The sequence below is a fragment of the Paraburkholderia xenovorans LB400 genome (assembly GCF_000013645.1).
Taxonomy (GTDB): Bacteria; Pseudomonadota; Gammaproteobacteria; order Burkholderiales; family Burkholderiaceae; genus Paraburkholderia; species Paraburkholderia xenovorans.
Genome location: NC_007951.1, coordinates 15,011 through 35,999 on the forward strand (window position 1 = coordinate 15,011; position 20,989 = coordinate 35,999).

Consider the following 20,989-nt stretch of genomic DNA (forward strand, 5'->3'; position numbering starts at 1 on the left):
TCTCCTCTTGAGCAAACCCGACGATGCCCGGCGTCTGCCGGCGAACTGCCCGCAGCCAATCGACCAGATCGGTCCGACCGGCCGAAGACAGTTCAACGGCTCAGATCACCTGGTTCTGCGCCTTGAGCACTTCCTGAAGCGCCGAGACGTCGAGCTCGCGCAACTTGCGCTTTTGCTGCACAGCCAGCGCGGCGGCAGTGCCCGTCGCCTGACCGGTCACCATGCTGGCGGCTTGCGAACGTACGCTGCCTTGCGCGTCGTAGTCGGCGGAAATGCAACGGCCGGCCACCATCAGGTTTTCGATGCCCTTCGGCAGCAACGAGCGGAACGGCACATGGAACCAGCCGTGACCGCCCACTTCGACGAGACTCAGCGACTTCTTGCCCGACTTGTCATGCACGTCCATCAGGCTGCCGTAACGGCCGATGCCGTCCGGGAACACCTGCCCGGCGAGCACGTCTTCACGCGTGAGGGTGTAGTCGCACACAATGCGGCGGCTGTCGCGGATGCCGACCGACTGCGCGGTGTACGAAAGATAGGAATCCTCATACCCCGGCACGTACTTCCGATAAAACTTCGCCATCTTGTTGGCGAGGTCGCGCATGGCGAGCGTGGCCTTCGTGAGCTCGACGCGATCAGTCGCATCGAAGTTGTACGCCATGTCCATGTTGTGATAGGTCACGTCGTAGCGAAACTTGCCGTTACGGAACATCGGCCGGACAATGTAGCTCAGCGTATCGGGGTTGACGGTCTCGACGCCGTAAGGAATCGGGTAGTCGCCGTTCTTGAGCGCTTCGCGGATTTTTTCCTTGAACGGGAACATCGTGATCGGCTTGTTCTGCTCCTTCAGGCCGACCATCGTCTTCACGTATTCCTCGCCGAACTCGTTGGCGTGGTCGCGCATATAGGCGATCGTTTTGTCGAGCTGTACGCCGCCTACCGCGAAATACAGGCTGGCAGGCTGACACTTGCCGTCTTCCGGCGAGCCGAATTCGAACGCCGCGCCGGCCGCCGCCGCGATATCGCCGTCGCCGGTCGTGTCGATGGTGATGCCGGCATGAACTTCAACGCGGTCGCGCAGGCTTTCTATCACGACGCCCTTGAGCGCGTTGCCTTCCATGATGACGTCGGTTGCCTGCGTGTTGAGCCACACTTCCACGCCTGCTTCGGCCACCATGTCCTGAATGACCCACTTCGCGATTTCCGGATCGAACATCTGGCGCGCCGTTGCCTCGTCCTTGCGGCCCCACGCGGAACCGATCTCCAGCATCCGGTTGATGTATTCCTGCACGATGGAGCGCACGACCTGCTCGTCGTCGAACGAGCTTTCATAGCCCGTCATCATGATCTTCTTCTGCTCCATGTTGGCCGGTGCCTTCATGTGACGCATCGAACGGATCATCATCACCATGCCGCCCGAATGGGTGCCACCCAGGTGATCGCGCTGCTCGAGAAGCAACACACTGGCGCCGTTTCTCGCCGCCGCAATCGCTGCGACAAAGCCTGACGTGCCGCCGCCGACGACTAAAACATCCTTGCTCACTGACCGGTTGTGCTTCTCTTGGGTTCGACTCATGATTGCTCCTTGGTTTTATCAGTTGCCCACTGGGGCAACGAACGACTGACAACAGGGTTGCCTCACAACTGCGCGTTGATCATTGTCGAGGCGGAATCGGCTTCCTTCTTGAGGTTTCGGCTGGCGAGCTTGGCGCGTACGAGCGGCTTGAGCACGAAGATGGCGAGCACCGCGGCGAGCAGGTCGCAAGCCGCAGCGATGTAGTACGGCGCCTGGAACGAACCGGCGAACGCGGCGGCGACGCGGGCTGCACCCCACCCGGAGAAGATCGCCGCGGCACCTTTCGCCGTGTACAACATCCCGAAGTTCGCCGACACGTGACGAGCGCCGAAAAGATCGCCGGTCGTGGCGGACAACAGCGTGTTGATCTGCGTGTAGCCGAAGAAAATCAGCGGGAAGATGACCACGAACAGAATCGGGCTGCCGGTGATCTGCGTGACGCAGAAAATGAAGATGCCTTCGAGCACGAACACAACCGACATCGTGTTCTCCCGTCCGAGGCGGTCCGACGTGACGCCCCAGAAGATCCGCGATGCCACGCTGCCGATGCCGTTTGCCGTCGCCGCAAATGCGACGATCGAAATACCCATGATCGTGGCGGTCTCGACGTGCAGATAGCGGGCAATTTCCGAGAGGTTCCCGAGGGTCATCAACCCGCCGAGACTAATCAGGAAGTGAATGAGATAGAGCAGGTAGAACTCGGGCATCCTGAGCGCCTGGAGCCATGTGTAGCTTTCGGCGGTTTGCGCGAGCGTCTTCGTGATCTTCGGTGTCCAGCCGGGCGGCGCCCAGTTCGCGGGCGGGTGGCGCAGAATGAACGTCATGCCCAGCACGACCACGGCCTGGATCGTCCCCCAGGTCACCATTGCATGTTCCCAGCCGATCGCCTTGATGGTGGCCGAAATCGGGATCAGCGTCAGCGCGGAGCCGCCGCCAAAGCCGGCTGCGGTCAAACCCGCGGCCAGCCCGCGATGATCGGGAAACCATTTGATCGCATTACCCGTCACGGCGACGTAGATCGTCCCGGCGCCGAGTCCGGTAATCACGCCGTAGTAGAGATAGAGGTCCTTGACGCTCCCAGCGAACGCACCGCCCAGCAGCCAGCCGGTAAACACGAGACCGGTGCCGATGAACATCAGCAGCTTCACGCCGAACTTGTCGATCAGCACGCCGGCCACCGGCACCGGCCAGGTTTCGAAAATAACGAAAATGGTGAAGATCAGCGCGATCGACGAATACGGCGTGCCGACAAAGTGTTCCTTGATGCCTGGCGTGAATAGCGTGAACGCGTACTGATAGTTGGCCACCATGATCATGGCGACGATGCCGGCAATCAACTGGAGCCAGCGGTTGGTGGGGCGATGCTCTCGGGTAGCCACGATCTGCGTCTCCTTTCTTGAATTTTGAATTCAAAATTATTTATGAAAATCATACTCAGAACTTTCGGAAGGGGCAAGAAGAGAAATCGGTGACGGGATAGGGGTTTACGTCAGCAATCGATTTCGTGTGGTCGCGGCGGGAGAGGAGGTTGAGCGCCGCAAAACGCGGTGAAGGCAGCGGAAACGCAGTTGCGTAAGAATCCGGTGACACAGATCGCCAGAGGCGGGCGAACAGGGTGATTGCAGTGACGGGAGCAAAGCGCCAGACGGGTTCCTGGCTGCTCTCGTCGAGCGATAAGACTGACATGCCAAGGCGTGCGGGGAAAGCTGCGGCAGCGCCGGCGGAAGGCCACAAAGGCCGCAAAGGCCACAAAGACCGCAAAGGCCAATGGCCGGCGCGGTATGAAACCGATGATGCGACTACCGGCCGCCCGTCGCCGGCGTCTCGCGCGCGGTAGCGAGCGTCACGAGCACGACGTCGCGCTTGTCCAGCAGATGCTGGCGCAAGATCGCAGAAAGGCGTTTGCCGTCGCGCGATTCGAGCGCCTTGATCATTTCCTCATGATCGTGCACGGCGTGGTCCCGCTTCGACTTGTGGAAATTCGACTTGAACCGCATGGCCTGAAGCCGCCGGTTGATCGACAGATAAGTTTGCCGCAGCGCGCAATTGCGCGCCGCTCCGTTGATCCTGTCGTGGATCTGCTGGTTGTAGCCGTAGTAGCCCGACAGATCCTCGCGCTCGCGGCACGCCACCATCGCGTAGTGCAGCGCCTTGATTTCCGCGATTTCGTGGGGCGTGATGCGTTCGCAGGCAAGCTCGCCCGCAAACGCTTCGAGGCCGCTCATCAACTCGAACATCTCGTCGATTTCCGACTCCGCCAGCTTCGTGACGGCCGCTCCGCGATTGGCCGAGATCTCGATCAGCCCCTCGGCCGCCAGCACCTTGATCGCTTCCCGCAGCGGCGTGCGCGAAATGCCCAGCGTTTCGCACAACTCCCGCTCGTTCAGCTTGACGCCGGGCGCGAGCACGCCTTTCACGATGTAATCGCGCAAATACTCCACCACCGTGTCATGCAGGCGCTGACGCGTCAGTCTGGACATCGCGGGTACGGACGCCGGCTGTTCGGCCACCGCAGTATTTCGCATTCAAAATCCCTTTTCGCACTTTTTCGCCAGTCTATCGCAACTGTTCATCCAGTTCCAATGTGACTGGCGGCGAGCGGAGTTTGGGATTTATCCAGCCGGTCGACGCGCCCGCATCAGGACGGAGCCCGCCTCACATCTGGGCGCCGATCATCCACGGCACGAATTCCTCGTTGCCGACGCCGAGCGCTTCGCTTTTGCTCTTTACGCCGGACGCAACTTCGACGATCGCGCGGAAAATCTCCTCGCCTTTCTGCCGCACCGTCGCGTGCCCTTCCATGATGTCGCCACAGTTGATGTCCATGTCGTCGCGCATCCGGTTGAACATCGGCGTATTCGTCGCGACCTTGATGGACGGCGCCGGCTTCGCGCCGAAGCACGAGCCGCGGCCGGTCGTGAACACCACGAGGTTGGCGCCGCTCGCGATCTGCCCGGTTGCGCCCATCGGGTCATAACCGGGCGCATCCATGAACACGAGGCCGTGCGTATCGACCGGTTCCGCGTAGCGATAGACGCCCATCAGCGGCGTCGAACCGCTCTTTGCCACCGCGCCGAGCGACTTTTCGAGAATCGTCGTCAGGCCGCCGGCTTTGTTGCCCGGCGTCGGATTGTTGTCGATGCTGCCCTTTTCGCGCTCGGCATACGCTTCCCACCAGTGAATGCGCTCGACGATCTTCTCGCCCACGTCGCGCGAAATCGCACGGCGCGTCAGCAGATGCTCGGCGCCATAGATTTCGGGCGTCTCCGACAGAATCGCGGTCCCGCCGTGTGCGACCAGCAGGTCGACAGCCGCGCCGAGCGCGGGATTGGCGGTGATCCCCGAGTAGCCGTCGGAGCCGCCGCACTGCAGCGCGATATTCAGATGCGAGATCGGCAAGGGCTCGCGCTGCGCCTGATTGGCGACGGGCAGCATCTGGTCGATGGCCTTGATCGCCGCGTCGACGGTTTTCTGCGTCCCGCCTTGCTCCTGCATGACGAGCGGCACCATCATCGGACCGGTCTCGATGCCGCCGGTCATGAACATCGCGCCCATCTGGTTCGCTTCGCAGCCCAGACCGATCACCAGCACGCCGGCAAAGTTCGGATGCTTCACGAAGCCGTTGATGGTGCGACGCAGTTGCTGAATGCCTTCGCCGTTGTGATCGATGCAGCAGCCGAAGCTGTGCGTGATCGGCACGACGCCGTCCACGTTCGGATACGCGTCGAGCCGGCCCGGCGCGCTGAAGTGCTGGGCGACCATCTTGCTCACCGTCGCCGAGCAGTTCACGGTGCTGATCACACCAATGTAGTTGCGCGTCGCCACCTGGCCGTCGGCGCGGCGAAAGCCCTGGAAAGTCACCGGCGTGCTCGCGGCTTCGACCGGCCTCACGTCCGCGCCGAACGCATAGTCGCGCTCGAAGTCGCCCATCGACACATTGTGGACGTGCACGTGCTCGCCCGGCTCGATGCGCTGCGTGGCGAACCCGATGGTCTGGCCGTAGCGGCGCACGATGCTGCCGGCTTCGATCGGGCGCAGCGCGATCTTGTGGGCGGCGGGAATGTCCGCGCGGACCGTCAGGCCATCCAGCTCAGTGAGTACGGTGCCGGCCGTCAGGGCATTGCGGGCGATCGCGACGTCATCGTCGTCGTGAAGCCGGATCACGGATGAAAGCGTGTTCATGTTCGTCTCCAGATTGTGGGGGATCGACGACGCCGCGTCGTGCGCCGCTTGATCGCATCATGGATAATCGAAACCACCCGGACAAATTGGTCTGACTACTTTTTGGCGGCTTTCGAACCGCTTTCGAGGTTATGGCGAGCATCCAACCCACCCGCAGCGTGCTGGAACATACGGTGCGGGAACTCGAACGTCACATGCTTGACGGCAGTTGGGGCGACGGTGCGCGGCTGCCGGCCGAGCGCGCGCTGGCCGAACAGTTCGGCGTGTCCCGCGCGACGGTGCGCGAGGCCATTCAACGGCTGGTGTCGCGCGGCCTGCTGCAGACACGGCGCGGAAGCGGGGTGTTTCTGGTTGGCCGCCATCCGGCCCGCCTCGCGGCGCCGTGGCTGCAGTTGATCGCCGAACATCCGCCGCTGCGCGCGGATACGCTCGAATTCCGGCTCGTGTTCGAGTGTGCCGCCGCCGGTCTGGCGGCAAGGCGCGCCAGCGAGGACGAACGCGGGCAATTACGCGAGATCGTCACGCGAATGCGCGACGCCGTGCTCACCCACGACCTCGCTGCCGAAGCCGCCGCCGACGCGCAATTCCACGCCACGCTCGCGCTTGCGTCGCACAACCGCATGTTCGACCATTTCTATTCGAGCGTGATCGTGATGCTGCGCGAACATATCACCAGCAATACGTACGAAGCCACGCTCAATCACGCGCAGGCCGCCGAACGTGCGCATGCGCGGTTGCTGCAACACGAGCGCATCTGCGACGCGATCTGCCGGCAAGTGCCGGAAGACGCTACGCACGCAATGCGTGCGCACATCGAATTCGTCGGGCATCAATTCGAGGCGGAATAGGCTGCAATAGGCTAAGCGGCGAACCAGTGCCGCGTGATTCTGCTACGCCGCGCCTGTCGAGTTATCCACAGCGTCCTCTGGACAACTTTTGTACAAGCCATCTGACACGTTGTGGGCGAAACCTTGATAAAAACGCCGCTTCGCCAGATCGCCCAAAAGTTTTCCCTGGCTCCGTGTTCCTGTTCGCGGGCGCTCCGCAGGGTTATCGAATCCGCATTGCCTTGATCCATAAGCGAAGTTTCGGGTTATCCACAGCAGAACCGGATGCTTGTTAACTATTACTACGTATACATATACAAAGACTATAAAAACCAGAGAAGCATCCATGAAGCCCGCTGCGCAAGCGCGCACCGGGCAGGCAAGGGGATGCGGTTGCTTTTAAACCTGCAGACCTTCAAACCAGCGGCACGCAGATTTCCGTGATGAGATCCGCAGGCGCGGTGTCTTTCGGGCTATTCAAATACTCCTCGAATGATGGAGCGTCGGCCGCTTTGCGTCCGGATTGCACGAGCCACGTCCCGTAGAGCCAGTCATACGCCGCACGCAGATCGCTATATGGTCCCCGGTGTTCCAGCACGGCATAGTCGCCACCCTTCAGATGCGCGACGGAAACCGGCGGACTCAACGTCACGGAAGCCTGAACCGGATGCGGCAGCAACACACCGGCCTTCGAGCGCAACGCGCTTTCTTCCACGACGCTGGGGTCGTCGTAGTAAACGCCGATCACGCGCATCTGCGCCGCAAGCAGATTGTGTTTCGCCAGCCAGCCGAACAGTGCGTCGAATGCTTTGCCGATCTGCGGATACGGTCCAACGTGATCCACCGACAAAAGCTCGATCGGCTCCACGTGGCGAATCACGACTTCACGCATGGTCATGTGCTCATCTCCTGATAGCGCCGGACGAAACCGGCTATGTACGCGTTGCTTGCGATACTGCGCCGACAGTGCGCAGAACGCCACCGTTGTCACCTTTGCCACTGTTCGCAGACGGCGCAGTCAAGCGCCCGCTGACGCTGAACTTTGCCGAATTTCGATAACACCTCGAATAATGGCTCACTACTATCGGCTGAAACCTGTCCGCCCATGCACCGCAAAGCCTTGCGGCGCCGAGCCGGCGGCACCATCAGGGAGCACCCGATGAAATCAGAGTCCAAAAATCAGCATGTCGGCAAAGTCACGCATCACGAGTTGAAGCAGACGCTCGGCACGTGGCAACTGTGGGGCATTGCGGTCGGTCTCGTCATTTCCGGCGAGTATTTCGGCTGGAGCTACGGCTGGGCGAGCGCCGGTACACTCGGCTTCGTCATCACGGCGATTTTCATTGCCGCGATGTATACCACGTTCATTTTCAGTTTCACCGAGCTCACCACGTCGATTCCGCACGCGGGCGGCCCGTTCGCGTACGCCCGCCACGCTTTCGGTCCGACCGGCGGCTATCTGGCCGGCGCGGCGACGCTCGTCGAATTCGTGTTCGCGCCACCGGCCATTGCGCTTGCCATCGGTGCCTATCTGCACGTGCAGTTTCCGGGGCTCGAACCGAAACACGCGGCAATGGGCGCGTATCTCGTGTTCATGGCACTGAATATCGTCGGCGTGCAGATTGCCGCGGCGTTCGAGCTGTGCGTGACGCTGCTTGCGATCTTCGAACTGTTCGTTTTCATGGGCGTCGTGTCACCCGGCTTTCAGTGGTCGAACTTCACGAAGGGCGGCTGGTCCGGTGCCGACACCTTCAGCATGGGCTCGTTTCATGGCATGTTCGCGGCGATTCCGTTCGCGATCTGGTTCTTCCTCGCGATCGAAGGCGTGGCAATGGCCGCCGAAGAAGCGAAGAACCCGAAGCGCTCCATTCCGATTGCCTACGTGACTGGCATTCTGACGCTGGTGGTGCTGGCCATCGGCGTGATGGTCTTTGCCGGCGCGGCGGGCGACTGGACCAAGCTGTCGAACATCAACGATCCGCTGCCGCAGGCGATGAAATTCATCGTCGGCGAACATAGCGGCTGGATGCATATGCTGGTGTGGCTCGGCCTGTTCGGACTGGTCGCTTCGTTTCACGGCATCATCCTCGGCTATTCGCGGCAGATTTTCGCGCTGGCGCGCGCAGGCTATCTGCCGGAGTGGCTCTCCAGGGTGCATCCGCGCTTCAAGACGCCGCATCGGGCGATCATTGCGGGCGGCGTGGTGGGCATCGCGGCGATCTATAGCGACGAGTTGATCCAGTTCGGCGGCCAGACGCTGACGGCGAACATCGTGACGATGTCGGTGTTTGGCGCTATCGTGATGTATATCATCAGCATGCTGTCGCTGTTCAAGCTGCGCCGCGCCGAGCCGAACATGGAGCGCCCGTTCCGCGCGCCGCTGTTTCCGGTCTTTCCGGCGTTCGCACTGGTGGCCGCGGTCATCTGCCTGGCCACGATGGTCTACTTCAATTTTCTGGTGGCGATCGTGTTCGCAATCTTTCTCGCGCTGGGCTACGTCTACTTCCTGATGACGCGGCATCAACGCGAAGCCGCGCCGGCGGACGCCCTGCTCGAAGAATGACGGATCGAGCCGCTGCGCGAGCAGCGGCGATGGAGTCGTGAAGATGAGCTACACCGAGACGATCGGCAGCCGCACATACCGGTTTGCCGATCTGAAAACCTTGATGGCGAAAGCCAGTCCGCAACGCTCCGGCGATCAACTCGCGGGCGTGGCGGCAGCGAGCGAGGAAGAACGTGTCGCGGCCAAAATGGCGCTCGCGCAGGTGCCACTGCGCACCTTCCTCAACGAAGCGCTGATCCCCTACGAAAGCGACGAAGTCACGCGCCTCGTGATCGACGATCATTCGCCGCAGGCGTTTGCCGAGATCGCGCATCTCACGGTCGGCGATTTTCGCAACTGGCTCTTGAGCAGCACGACCGATGCCGACGCGCTCACGCGTATCGCCGCGGGCCTCACGCCGGAGATGGTCGCGGCGGTGTCCAAGCTGATGCGCAATCAGGACCTGATCGCGGCGGCGCGCAAACGTCCTGTGATTACGCGCTTTCGCAACACGGTCGGTTTGCCGGGGCATATGTCGGTGCGTTTGCAACCGAATCACCCGACCGACGACGTCAAAGGTATTGCCGCATCGATGCTCGACGGCCTGATGTACGGCTGCGGCGACGCGATGATCGGCATCAATCCGGCCAGCGACAATCTCGCCGCGATCACCAGGCTGCTGCTGATGGTCGACGACTTCCGCCAACGCTACCAGGTGCCGACACAATCGTGCGTGCTGACTCACGTCACCAATACGATTGCCGCGATTGAAAAAGGCGCGCCGGTCGATCTGGTGTTCCAGTCGATCGCGGGTACGGAGAAAGCGAACGCGGGCTTTGGCATTTCGCTGGCGTTGCTGCAGGAAGCCTATGAAGCGGGACTTTCGCTCAAGCGCGGCACGGTCGGCAACAATCTGATGTACTTCGAAACCGGGCAGGGCAGCGCGTTGTCGGCGGATGCGCATTTCGGCGTGGATCAGCAGACCTGCGAAGTGCGCGCCTACGCGGTCGCGCGCAAGTTCAATCCATTTCTGGTGAATACGGTGGTCGGCTTTATTGGCCCGGAGTATCTGTACGACGGTAAACAGATCACGCGCGCCGGTCTCGAAGATCACTTCTGCGGCAAACTGCTCGGCGTGCCGATGGGTTGCGACATCTGCTACACGAACCATGCCGAAGCCGATCAGGACGACATGGACAACCTGCTCACGCTGCTCGGCGTAGCGGGCATCAACTTCATCATGGGCATTCCGGGCGCGGACGACGTCATGCTCAACTATCAGAGCACGTCCTTTCACGACGCGCTGTATGTGCGGGAGGTACTCGGCCTGCGCCGCGCGCCGGAGTTCGAAGAATGGCTGGAGTCGATGCAGATCACCGACGCGCGCGGCGCGTTGCTGAGCGCGTCGACACAACAGCCGCTGCTGGAAGGGGCGCCTGACTGGATGGGCATTGCATGAGCGAGTTCCTCGAAAAGAATCCGTGGAACGCGCTGCGGCAATTCACCAATGCACGCATCGCGCTCGGCCGCGCGGGCAATAGCCTGCCGACTGCGCCGCTGCTGGCGTTCAACCTGTCGCACGCGCAGGCGCGTGACGCCGTGCATCATCCGCTCGATACGGACGTGTTGCACGAGCAGTTGCGCACGCAACATTTCACCACGCTAGACGTGCATAGCGCCGCGCCGGATCGCGAGCATTACTTGCGGCGTCCCGATCTTGGACGACGTTTATCGGAAGAGAGTCGCGTGGCGCTGGCGGCGGTTCCTGATGGCTCACCCGAGGTGGTCTTCGTCATCGGCGATGGTCTTTCGGCGTTTGCCGCATCGAAGCAATCTCTTCCGCTGCTGCGAGCCGTCATTCCGCGTCTCGCGGACTGGAAGATCGGCCCGGTGGTGGTCGCGCGTCAGGCGCGCGTCGCGCTGGGTGACGAGATCGGCGAGTTGCTCAACGCGAGATTGGTGGTGATGCTGATCGGTGAGCGGCCCGGTTTGAGCTCGCCCGATAGCCTTGGCATCTATCTGACGTACGGGCCGAAAGTCGGTTGCAGCGACGCGCAGCGCAACTGTATTTCGAATGTGCGTCCAGAAGGACTCGACTATCCGCTGGCCGCGCACAAACTGCACTATCTGCTGACGCACGCGAGGCGTTTGGGTCTTACCGGCGTCGGCCTGAAAGACGACAGCGATGCGCTGCTGGCAGACACACCGGCAGCACCCGCCATCAGCGGCGAATCAAACCCGGGCGCCGCGTAACGGATCGCGCAGCGGGTCAGGCATCGGCTCGCTGCACCGGATGCGTTTCCAGCCACGCGTTTTCGTCGTCCTCGAAAAGACGGGAGCGCGTCAGGAACCGCAAACCGCTGGGCCGCTCCAGAGAGAACATTCCGCCATTACCCGGCACCACGTCGATGATCAACTGCGTGTGCTGCCAGTATTCGAATTGCGATTCGCTCATGTAGAACGGTACGTCCGCAATCGTGCCGAGTTTCACATCGGACGAACCGACCATGAACTCGCTTTGAGGAAACATCATCGGCGCGCTGCCGTCGCAGCATCCACCGGATTGATGGAACAGCACGGCCCCGTGCTCCGCGCGCAGCTTGTCGATCAGTTCGACAGCGGCCGGCGTCGCAATTACCCGGGCAACTTCTTTCTCGTCAGCCATCACATGCCCTCGTGAAAAAAAGAGCGAGCCGCGCAACGCGGCCCGCTCGAACAGGAACGCGATGCTTAGAAGAAACCGAGCGGCTTGTCGCTATAACTGACGAGCAGGTTCTTGGTCTGCTGATAATGGTCGAGCATCATCTTGTGATTCTCGCGGCCAATGCCGGACTGCTTGTAGCCGCCGAACGCCGCATGCGCCGGATAGGCGTGATAGCAGTTGGTCCACACGCGGCCTGCCTGAATCTGCCGGCCGAAGCGATACGCACGTGTGCCGTCGCGCGTCCATACGCCGGCGCCCAGGCCGTAGAGCGTGTCGTTGGCGATCTCGAGCGCTTCTTCTTCGTTCCTGAAAGTCGTGACCGACACCACCGGTCCGAAGATCTCTTCCTGGAAAATGCGCATCTTGTTGTTGCCGCGAAATACGGTCGGCTTCACGTAATAGCCTTTGCTCAACTCACCGCCCAGCGCATTGCGTTCGCCGCCAATCAGACATTCGGCGCCTTCCTGTTTGCCGAGATCCACATACGAGAGGATTTTTTCGAGCTGCTCCTGCGAGGCCTGTGCGCCGATCATCGTCTTCGTGTCGAGCGGATGCCCCTGCGTAATCGCCGCGACGCGCTTTAACGCGCGTTCCATGAAGCGGTCGTAAATCTTTTCATCGATCAATACGCGCGACGGACAGGTACACACCTCGCCCTGATTCAGCGCGAACATCGCGAAGCCTTCGAGCGCCTTGTCGAAAAAACTGTCGTCCTCATTCATCACGTCGGCGAAGAAAATATTCGGGCTCTTGCCGCCGAGTTCGAGCGTGACGGGAATGATGTTCTGGCTCGCGTACTGCATGATCAGGCGCCCGGTGGTGGTTTCGCCGGTAAACGCAATCTTGGCGATACGCTTGCTCGACGCCAGCGGCTTGCCGGCTTCGAGACCGAAACCATTGACCACATTCAGCACGCCCGGCGGCAGCAAATCCTGAATCAGTTCCACCAGCACGAGGATCGACGCGGGTGTTTGCTCGGCAGGCTTGAGCACCACGCAGTTGCCGGCGGCGAGTGCGGGCGCGAGCTTCCACACGGCCATCAGGATCGGGAAATTCCACGGAATGATCTGGCCGACTACGCCGAGCGGTTCATGAAAGTGATACGCCACCGTGTCGTGGTCGATCTCGGAGAGCGAGCCTTCCTGCGCCCGCACGGCGCCGGCGAAATAGCGGAAGTGATCGATGGCGAGCGGAATGTCGGCGGCCGTCGTTTCGCGCAACGGCTTGCCGTTGTCGATCGTCTCGGCCACGGCGAGACGTTGCAGGTTCGCTTCCATGCGGTCGGCAATGCGGTTCAGGATATTCGCGCGATCCGCAGCCGAGGTTTTGCCCCACGCCGTTTTCGCCCGATGCGCGGCGTCCAGTGCGAGTTCGACGTCGGCTTCACGCGAACGGGGGATCGAGGTGAACGCCTCGCCGGTGATCGGCGACACGTTGTCGAAGTACTCGCCGCCCACGGGCTTCACCCACTCGCCGCCGATAAAGTTCGCATACTGTTTTTTGTACGGGAATTCGGTGGTCAGAAATTGCATCTCTGCGTGATTCATCTGTGTGCTCCTCACATGTTTGAATGGGCTATATTCGGCGCGATATTTCGCTTGGCCGCGACAGGCTACAGCCAGAAGTGTGCCAATGCACCGCGCTGGTGACTCGTGCACACGCGACAGGCGCTCGCGCACGGCATGGCGCGCCGCGCTGTTCCAACCGGTGAGGAGGCAACGTCCCGTTTCTGAGCAGTGTGTGCGGTGCTGTTCATCAAATGAACAGTGGCTTGACGTGTGCCGGTACGGTTCGGGTGCGCAAGGTGTCGGGGGCGTTCGGCATGGGAATTGCCTTTCCCCTTTCACCTTCATATCCCGCTTGCGCAGATCCGGTATGACGACTGACACCTTCGGCGGCGACCTGCCGGCTTCGACGCTCGTGCCGCAGCCGAGCTTCTGCGTGCAGACCCGCGTCGCCCATGACGCCGACGAGCAGGCGCGCAATCTTCATGGCTGGAGCCAGACCTACGACCAGTTGACGGCCGGGTGCTTTGTCGGCGGACTGACGGAATTGTGTCTCGACCACATGCAACTGTTCGTCGAAACGACCAGCCACACGCTGCGGCAAACCTGCGAAGTGCAGAAGGATGCCTACTGGTTCGGCATTCCGGCTTGCGCCGCCGGTTCGGGGCGTATCGACGCGCAGGTGATCGCTGGCGACGCGCTCGCGTTTCGTCCGGGCGGGATCGAATTCGAACTGCTGACCTCGGCGGGTTACGAGATTTTCGGCGTGGTGGTCAAAGGGGAAGTGCTGCGCCGCTACGCGGCGCAAGTGGAGCGCGTCGGTCTGGCCGACCCTGTGCCGAACACGCAGGTCGTGCCGATCGGCATGGCGCGCAAGGCGCAGTTGTGCGCCACGCTGCGCCAGTTGCTCGACGATGGCGCGGCGCGCGGCACGCCGCTATCTTCGGTTGCTCGCAACAATCTGCAGGCCGCCGTGCTGGCTTCGCTGTTCGACGTCGGCGCGTTGCCTGCCTCGGAGCCGGTTGCGATGCCGGCACGTCCGCGCCGTCAGTCGATCGTATCGGAAGCGCGCGACTATGTGCTGCTCAATCGCGACCGGGCGGTGAGCGTGCCCGAGTTGTGCGAGCAACTGCATGTGAGCCGGCGCACGCTGCAATACTGCTTTCAGGACGTGCTCGGCATGGCGCCCGCCACGTATCTGCGCGCGATTCGCCTCAATGGCGCGCGGCGCGATCTGTCGAATGCATCGCGCGAATCACGCTCGGTGCAGGACGTCGCGGCGGCGTGGGGTTTCTGGCACTTGAGCCAGTTCGCGACCGATTACCGGAAGCTCTTCGGCATGCGGCCTTCGGAGACGTTGAAGGCGGCGACCGGCACACGCGTTGAAAGGGCTGGCGCGTTCAACGCGGTTGCTTTGGCGCACCACTGATCTGACCGGCTGCAACGGCGCCGCACCGCGTCGCGCGCCAAGGCGCAAGCTTCGCTACACCGTCACTTGCGCAACAGCCGCAGTCCGTTCGCGACCACCAGCAGGCTCGCGCCCACATCGGCGAAGACGGCCATCCACATCGTGCCCAGACCGATCACGGTCAGCACGAGGAACACGCTCTTGATACCCAATGCAAGCGTGATGTTCTGCACCAGCACCGAATGCGTCGCCTTCGACAGGCGAATGAACGACGGAATCTTGCGCAGATCGTCGTCCATCAACGCGACGTCGGCGGTTTCGATTGCCGTGTCGGTGCCCATCGCGCCCATCGCGAAGCCGATGTCGGCGCGTGCCAGCGCGGGCGCGTCGTTGATGCCGTCGCCCACCATGCCGACCGTCGCGTGTTCCTTCGACCACTGCGCGATCGCATTGAGCTTGTCTTCCGGCAACTGGTTGCCGCGCGCTTCGTCGACACCGACCTGCTGCGCGATTGCTGCGGCGGTATGCGGGTTGTCGCCGGTGAGCATGGCCGTTTTCACGCCGAGGTGCTGCAATTCGGCGATCGCGGCGCGGCTTGACTCCTTCACCGTATCGGCGACCGCGAACAGCGCGAGCACGCGTTCGCCGTCCACCAGCATCACGACGGTTCTGCCCTGGCGTTCGAGCGCATCGAGCCGTGCTTCGAGCGACGCCGAACAGCGTCCGAGTTCTTCAACCAGCCGATGATTGCCGAGCCAGTAGGACAAGCCGTCGATCTCGCCGCGCACGCCGCGTCCCGTGAGCGCTTCGAAGGCGCCGACCGTCAGACTGGTCACGCCGTCGGCCTTGGCCGCCGCCGCGAGCGCCATCGATACAGGATGATCGGAGCGCCCCGCGAGACTCGCCGCAAGCGTGCGGCAACGGCCGGCGTCGACCTCGGCGAGTATCTCGAACTCGGTCTGCACGGGCTTGCCGTGGGTAATCGTGCCGGTTTTGTCGAGCGCGAGCCGGGTCAGCTTGCGGCCCTGCTCGAGATAGGCGCCGCCCTTGATCAGAATGCCTTTGCGGGCGGCCGCGGCGAGACCGCTGACGATGGTCACCGGCGTCGAGATCACGAGCGCGCAGGGGCACGCGATCACCAGCATCACCAGCGCCTTGTAGATCCACGCTTGCCACGACCCGCCGAACAGGAGCGGCGGCACGATGGCCACGGCGAGCGCGACGGCGAACACGATCGGCGTATATACGCGGGCGAACTGATCGACGAAGCGCTGCGTCGGCGCCTTGGTGGCCTGGGCTTCCTCGACTGCATGGATGATGCGGGCCAGCGTCGTGTTGCTGGCGGCGGCGCTCACGCGATAGTCGAACGAGCCGGTCTGGTTGATCGTGCCGGCGAACACCGCGTCGCCCACCGCTTTATCGACCGGCAGGCTTTCGCCGGTGATCGGCGCCTGATTCACGGTCGAGCGGCCCGCCACGATCTCGCCGTCGAGCGCGACCCGCTCGCCCGGTTTCACGCGCACCACCGCGCCGGGCGCAATCGCCTTGAGCTCGGTTGACCGCCAACCGCCGTCGGGCTGTTGCACGCTGGCCTCTTCGGGCGTGAGCTGCATGAGGCCCTGGATCGCATTGCGGGCGCGGTCGAGCGATTTCGCCTCGATCAGTTCGGCAATGGTGAAGAGCACCATCACCATTGCGGCTTCCGGCCATTGCCGCAGGATCAGCGCGCCGGTCACCGCGATGCTCATCAGCGCGTTGATGTTCAGGTTGCCGTTGCGGATCGCGAGCCAGCCCTTGCGGTACGTCGTGAGGCCGCAGGAGAGGATGGCAAGGATCGCCAGAGCGGCCGGCAGCCAGCCAGGCGCGCCGAGCCAGCCGGCGGCCTCGGAACCCGCCGCGGCCGCACCGGCGAGCGCGAGCGGCCACCACGGCTTGGGCGGCGTGTGCGGAGCGGCTGTGGGTGCGGTGTCCGGAGCGGCGTTCGCCAGTTCCGGCGTGAAATCGAGGGAGCGCAGCGCGGCGAGGATCGAGTCGAGCGCTTCAGGCGCGTGGACGACCGTCAGGATCCGCTGCATCAGGTTGAAGTCCATGCTGCGCACGTGCGGCATGCGGCTGAATTTCTTGCGGATCAGCGCTTCTTCGGTCGGGCAATCCATCTGCATGATGCGGATGGCGGTGCGCATGTCGCTGCCGACGGTTTCGGATTGCGGCAATTGGCCGGGGGCCGGCGCGGCCGCCGCAGCAGTGCAGCAGGCTGCGTCGGTTGCCGGGGGAGTGCAGCAGGAGGCCGCGTCGACTGCTGGCGGAGCGCAGCAAGCCGCCTCCGCCTGACTGTGAGCGTGCGCGCAGCAGTGGTCGCCCTCGCCGTGGCCTTGCGCGTGGCCGCCCCCGCCGCAGTTCGCGCCGTGCTCATGGCGCTGTTCATGCGCATGAGTATGGCCGTCGTGCCCGTCGGTACGGGCTTCCGGCCGTTCGAGGCGGTCGGCTTCGGCGTGGTTGGCTTGAGGCATGGTGGCTTCCTGGTTCGATTTGTGGTCTAGTAAACACCTTGAAGCCACTACAAGGTCAAGGCCGTCATCCGGAGGGTCCATGAAAATCGGTGAATTGGCGAAAATCGCCCATTGCACGACCGAAACCATCCGTTTCTACGAAAAAGAGAGCCTGTTGCCGGAAGCGGAGCGCACCGGGGCCAATTACCGCAGTTACACGGCAAAGCACGTCGAACGGCTGCGTTTCATCCGTAATTGCCGCGCGCTCGACATGACGCACGACGAAATTCGTGGGTTGCTGCGTCTGACCGACGCACCGGCCACCGGCTGCGGCGGCATCAATGCCTTGATCGACGAGCACATCGCGCACGTCGACACCCGCATCGAAGAACTGAAGCAGCTGAAAGTGCAATTGACCACGCTGCGCGAGCAATGCCACGGCGAACAGGCCGTGGAAGACTGCGGCATCGTGCAAGGTCTCAACGAAATGGATGTGAGCGCACCGCGTGCGCGGCATACGCATCTGGGTTGACGTGCTTCGGCCGCCGTCACCTCGGCCGCGGCGACCCGCCCACGGCCGGGCCGTTCGTGCGGCCCGCCGTATCAACAATCGAATCCAGTTGGAGAAGCAACGTGTTTACCTGTAGAAACCAGTCCTGCGACGCGCAGTGGGAGCAGTCGGACGTCGTCATCAAGAACGAAGGCCAGGGCCTCCTGTTCCGTTGCCCGATGTGCGGCGCGCGCAATTACGTCGAGCGTTTCGACGCGGACGACGGCTCGGTGCTGTACGAGCAGATCGAAGGCCGTCCCGCCACCGGCCCTATGGCCGAATAGTTTTTGCTTCCAGCCGATTGCGAGCCATCACACCTATGAACAGTCCCCATACCGCGGGCGCGCCGTTTAGCCAGCTATCGCTGCCGCCCGCGACGCTCGCCAACCTGACGCAGCTCGGCTACGTCGAGATGACGCCGATTCAGGCCGCGAGCCTGCCCATCGCGCTTGCCGGCCATGATCTGATCGCCCAGGCGAAAACCGGCAGCGGCAAGACTGCGGCGTTTTCGCTGGCGCTGCTGGCGCGCCTCGACGTGCGCAACTTTGCCGTGCAGGCAATGGTGCTGTGCCCGACGCGCGAACTCGCCGACCAGGTCACGCAGGAAATCCGGCGCCTCGCGCGCGCCGAAGAAAACATCAAGGTGCTGACGTTGTGCGGCGGCACGCCGATGCGTCCGCAAACGGCGAGTCTCGAACACGGCGCGCACATCGTGGTGGGCACGCCGGGCCGCATCATGGATCACCTGGAGCGCGGCAGCCTGCCGCTGCAGTCGCTCAATACGCTGGTGCTCGACGAAGCGGACCGCATGCTCGACATGGGTTTCTTCGACGATATCGCCACCGTCGTGAAGCAATGCCCGAAGGAACGGCAAACGCTGCTGTTCTCGGCGACGTATCCCGAAGGCATCGTCAAACTGAGCCAGCAATTCCTGCGCAATCCGAAAGAAGTCAAACTCGCGGAACGGCACGACAACACCAAGATCCGTCAGCGCTTCTATGAAGTGACCGAAGACGAGCGTCTGCACGCGGTCGGTCTGCTGTTGAACCACTATCGTCCGGTGAGCACGCTGGCGTTCTGCAATACCAAGCAGCAATGCCGCGATCTGCTCGACGTGCTGCGCGCGCAGGGTTTTCATGCGCTCGCGCTGCATGGCGAGCTCGACCAGCGTGAACGCGATCAGGTGCTGATCCAGTTCGCCAATCGCAGCTGCTCGGTGCTGGTGGCCACCGACGTCGCCGCGCGCGGTCTCGACATCGCGCAACTCGAAGCCGTGATCAACGTCGACGTGACGCCGGACCCGGAAGTGCATGTGCACCGCATCGGCCGCACGGGCCGCGCCGATCAGGAAGGCTGGGCTTTGAGTCTGGCGAGCATGAACGAGATGGGCCGTGTCGGCAGTCTCGAACAGGCGCAAAAGCGCGACGTCGAATGGCACAAGCTGTCCGAACTCACGGCGACGAGCAATGAACCGCTGTTGCCGCCTATGGAAACGTTGCAGATTCTCGGCGGCCGTAAGGAAAAGATCCGTCCCGGCGACGTGCTCGGCGCGCTGACCGGTGAAGCGGGTTTCGCCGGCTCGCAGATCGGCAAGATCAACGTGACGGAAATGTCCACCTACGTGGCGGTGGAGCGCAGCGTCGCCCGTGAGGCCGTGCGCAAGCTCAGCGCAGGCAAGGTGAAGGGCAAGAAGGTCAAAGTCCGCCTGATGGACGACGCCTGATGGTTGACGCCTGATGGCCCAGGCCTGAGGCGAAGCCGGTCGCGAGCGTTCCGCTCGCGACCGTGCGCATCACATTACGTCATACCTCTGCAGTTTTCCGCGTTCTTCACGCGGCCTCATTTCTTCCCCGAAAGCACCGATCTGACTGGCTTCGCCCGTGGCGGCGCGGCTTCGCGTCGGCCATGACGTAAACGCATGCGGCGCATGACAAAGTTTCGATTGTGACGGTTCTTTGGCTGATGCCTAATCACCAAACCAGAAGGGACCGCCGCGCAGCAGGCCGTCCGTGAATTCGCTGCCGGATGGAGAAAGGGAGAAAGCCTTATGCAGAGCGCCATGCAAGCCCGCTCGAAGTTGCCTGATGTGGGCACGACGATTTTTACCGTGATCGGTCAACTGGCCGCGCAATACGATGCGCTGAACCTGTCGCAAGGCGCACCGAATTTCGCGCCGGACGCCAGCCTGATCGACGGCGTTGCTCAGGCCATGCGCGCTGGTCATAACCAGTACGCGCCGATGGCCGGCATCGCCGCTCTGCGCGAAGCGCTCGCCGACAAGGTCGCCACGCTGTACGGCGTGCACTACGACCCGGCCAGCGAAGTAACCGTGATCGCCAGCGCGAGCGAAGGGCTGTATTCGACCATCAGCGCATTGGTGCATCCGGGCGATGAAGTGATCTACTTCGAGCCTTCGTTCGACAGCTATGGCCCGATCGTCCGCCTGCAAGGCGCCACGCCCGTGGCGATCAAACTGTCCCTGAACGATTTCCGGGTGGACTGGGACGAGGTCGCCGCCGCGATCACGCCAAAGACCCGCATGATCATCATCAACACGCCGCACAATCCGACCGCGACCGTGTTCAGCGAAGCCGACGTCGCGCGCCTGAAGGCCATTACGCGCAATACCGATATCGTGATTCTCGCCGACGAGGTCTACGAACACGTGGTGTTCGACGGCGCGAAGCATCAAAGCATGGCCTGCCATGCCGAACTCGCGGAGCGCAGCGTGATCGTTTCGTCGTTCGGCAAGTCGTATCACGTGACCGGATGGCGCGTCGGCTACTGCCTCGCACCCGCTGCGTTGATGGACGAGATTCGCAAAGTCCATCAGTTCATGGTGTTTTCTGCCGATACACCAATGCAGTACGCGTTTGTCGACGCATTGGCCAGGCGCGAAAGCTACCTCGGCTTGTCCGCGTTCTATCAGAAGAAGCGCGATCTGCTCACGGACGCACTGCGCGATTCGCGCTTCGAGCTGCTGCCAAGCGAGGGCAGCTTCTTCATGCTCGCGCGTTTTCGCGGCTTCTCCGAGGAAAGCGATAGCGATTTCGTGCTGCGCCTGATTCGCGATGCGCGCGTCGCGACGATTCCTCTTTCAGCGTTCTATACCGACGGCACGGATTCCGGCTTGATCCGCCTGAGCTTTTCGAAGGATGATGCGACCTTGATCGAAGGCGCGCGCCGTTTGTGCCAAATCTGATCGG

Annotated in this window: 17 protein-coding genes; 9 read left to right on the forward strand and 8 right to left on the reverse strand. The window is 62.5% G+C overall.

Going from position 1 to position 20,989, the window contains the following annotated elements:
- Positions 1–100: 100 nt before the first annotated feature.
- From BXE_RS00050 to BXE_RS00065, 4 genes are all read right to left on the reverse strand, one after another.
- Positions 101–1,576: an FAD-dependent oxidoreductase gene (locus BXE_RS00050; protein WP_011486408.1), complete on the reverse strand. Its 1,476-nt coding sequence runs from the start codon at positions 1,574–1,576 to the stop codon at positions 101–103.
- Positions 1,577–1,638: 62 nt separating this feature from the next.
- On the reverse strand, positions 1,639–2,955 hold the full coding sequence (oxlT, locus tag BXE_RS00055; RefSeq protein ID WP_011486409.1) for an oxalate/formate MFS antiporter: 1,317 nt from the start codon (positions 2,953–2,955) through the stop codon (positions 1,639–1,641).
- 420 nt (positions 2,956–3,375) lie between these two features.
- On the reverse strand, positions 3,376–4,101 hold the full coding sequence (locus BXE_RS00060; protein WP_011486411.1) for a GntR family transcriptional regulator: 726 nt from the start codon (positions 4,099–4,101) through the stop codon (positions 3,376–3,378).
- A 130-nt stretch (positions 4,102–4,231) separates the two neighbouring features.
- Positions 4,232–5,758 (reverse strand): UxaA family hydrolase, encoded by a 1,527-nt coding sequence (locus BXE_RS00065; protein ID WP_011486412.1) that lies wholly within the window; start codon positions 5,756–5,758, stop codon positions 4,232–4,234.
- Between the two features lie 131 nt (positions 5,759–5,889).
- On the opposite strand from BXE_RS00065, the gene BXE_RS00070 reads away from it, so the two are divergent.
- A complete protein-coding gene (locus BXE_RS00070) occupies positions 5,890–6,606 on the forward strand; it encodes a FadR/GntR family transcriptional regulator (RefSeq protein WP_011486413.1) in 717 nt (238 codons plus the stop codon).
- 394 nt (positions 6,607–7,000) lie between these two features.
- Here BXE_RS00070 and BXE_RS00075 read toward each other — a convergent pair whose 3' ends face one another.
- Entirely contained in the window at positions 7,001–7,483 is a 483-nt protein-coding gene (locus tag BXE_RS00075) for an AraC family transcriptional regulator (protein WP_011486414.1), read from the reverse strand.
- A gap of 261 nt (positions 7,484–7,744) precedes the next feature.
- Here BXE_RS00075 and eat point away from each other — a divergent pair, with 261 nt between their 5' ends.
- Genes eat through eutC form a run of 3 tightly spaced genes read left to right on the forward strand, consistent with a single transcriptional unit; the run spans position 7,745 to position 11,380 of the window.
- Positions 7,745–9,148, forward strand: a complete 1,404-nt coding sequence (eat, locus tag BXE_RS00080) for an ethanolamine permease (protein WP_011486415.1) — start codon at positions 7,745–7,747, stop codon at positions 9,146–9,148.
- Positions 9,149–9,191: 43 nt separating this feature from the next.
- Positions 9,192–10,586 carry an ethanolamine ammonia-lyase subunit EutB gene (locus tag BXE_RS00085; RefSeq protein ID WP_011486416.1) on the forward strand — a complete coding sequence of 465 codons (1,395 nt, stop codon included), beginning with the start codon at positions 9,192–9,194 and terminating at the stop codon, positions 10,584–10,586.
- Positions 10,583–11,380: an ethanolamine ammonia-lyase subunit EutC gene (gene eutC / locus BXE_RS00090; RefSeq protein ID WP_011486417.1), complete on the forward strand. Its 798-nt coding sequence runs from the start codon at positions 10,583–10,585 to the stop codon at positions 11,378–11,380. The genes BXE_RS00085 and eutC overlap by 4 nt, the downstream gene beginning before the upstream one ends.
- A 16-nt stretch (positions 11,381–11,396) precedes the next feature.
- On the opposite strand, the gene BXE_RS00095 is transcribed toward eutC, so the two are convergent.
- Positions 11,397–11,792, reverse strand: a complete 396-nt coding sequence (locus tag BXE_RS00095) for a DUF779 domain-containing protein (RefSeq protein ID WP_007179827.1) — start codon at positions 11,790–11,792, stop codon at positions 11,397–11,399.
- Between the two features lie 65 nt (positions 11,793–11,857).
- Positions 11,858–13,378 (reverse strand): aldehyde dehydrogenase, encoded by a 1,521-nt coding sequence (gene adh / locus BXE_RS00100; protein ID WP_011486418.1) that lies wholly within the window; start codon positions 13,376–13,378, stop codon positions 11,858–11,860.
- 328 nt (positions 13,379–13,706) lie between these two features.
- Here adh and BXE_RS00105 point away from each other — a divergent pair, with 328 nt between their 5' ends.
- Positions 13,707–14,765: a helix-turn-helix domain-containing protein gene (locus BXE_RS00105; RefSeq protein WP_011486419.1), complete on the forward strand. Its 1,059-nt coding sequence runs from the start codon at positions 13,707–13,709 to the stop codon at positions 14,763–14,765.
- A 62-nt stretch (positions 14,766–14,827) separates the two neighbouring features.
- Here the strand turns inward: BXE_RS00105 and BXE_RS00110 are convergent, their stop codons facing one another.
- Entirely contained in the window at positions 14,828–17,254 is a 2,427-nt protein-coding gene (locus tag BXE_RS00110) for a heavy metal translocating P-type ATPase (protein ID WP_233518838.1), read from the reverse strand.
- Positions 17,255–17,333: 79 nt separating this feature from the next.
- Between BXE_RS00110 and cadR the strand changes: the two genes are divergently transcribed.
- From cadR to BXE_RS00135, 4 genes are all read left to right on the forward strand, one after another.
- Positions 17,334–17,765 (forward strand): Cd(II)/Pb(II)-responsive transcriptional regulator, encoded by a 432-nt coding sequence (cadR, locus tag BXE_RS00120; RefSeq protein ID WP_011486421.1) that lies wholly within the window; start codon positions 17,334–17,336, stop codon positions 17,763–17,765.
- Between the two features lie 101 nt (positions 17,766–17,866).
- Positions 17,867–18,067 (forward strand): hypothetical protein, encoded by a 201-nt coding sequence (locus tag BXE_RS00125; protein WP_007179822.1) that lies wholly within the window; start codon positions 17,867–17,869, stop codon positions 18,065–18,067.
- A gap of 35 nt (positions 18,068–18,102) precedes the next feature.
- Positions 18,103–19,506: an ATP-dependent RNA helicase DbpA gene (dbpA, locus tag BXE_RS00130; RefSeq protein ID WP_011486423.1), complete on the forward strand. Its 1,404-nt coding sequence runs from the start codon at positions 18,103–18,105 to the stop codon at positions 19,504–19,506.
- A gap of 324 nt (positions 19,507–19,830) precedes the next feature.
- Complete coding sequence (locus BXE_RS00135) at positions 19,831–20,985, forward strand: pyridoxal phosphate-dependent aminotransferase (RefSeq protein ID WP_011486424.1); 1,155 nt, start codon at positions 19,831–19,833, stop codon at positions 20,983–20,985.
- Positions 20,986–20,989: the final 4 nt, after the last annotated feature.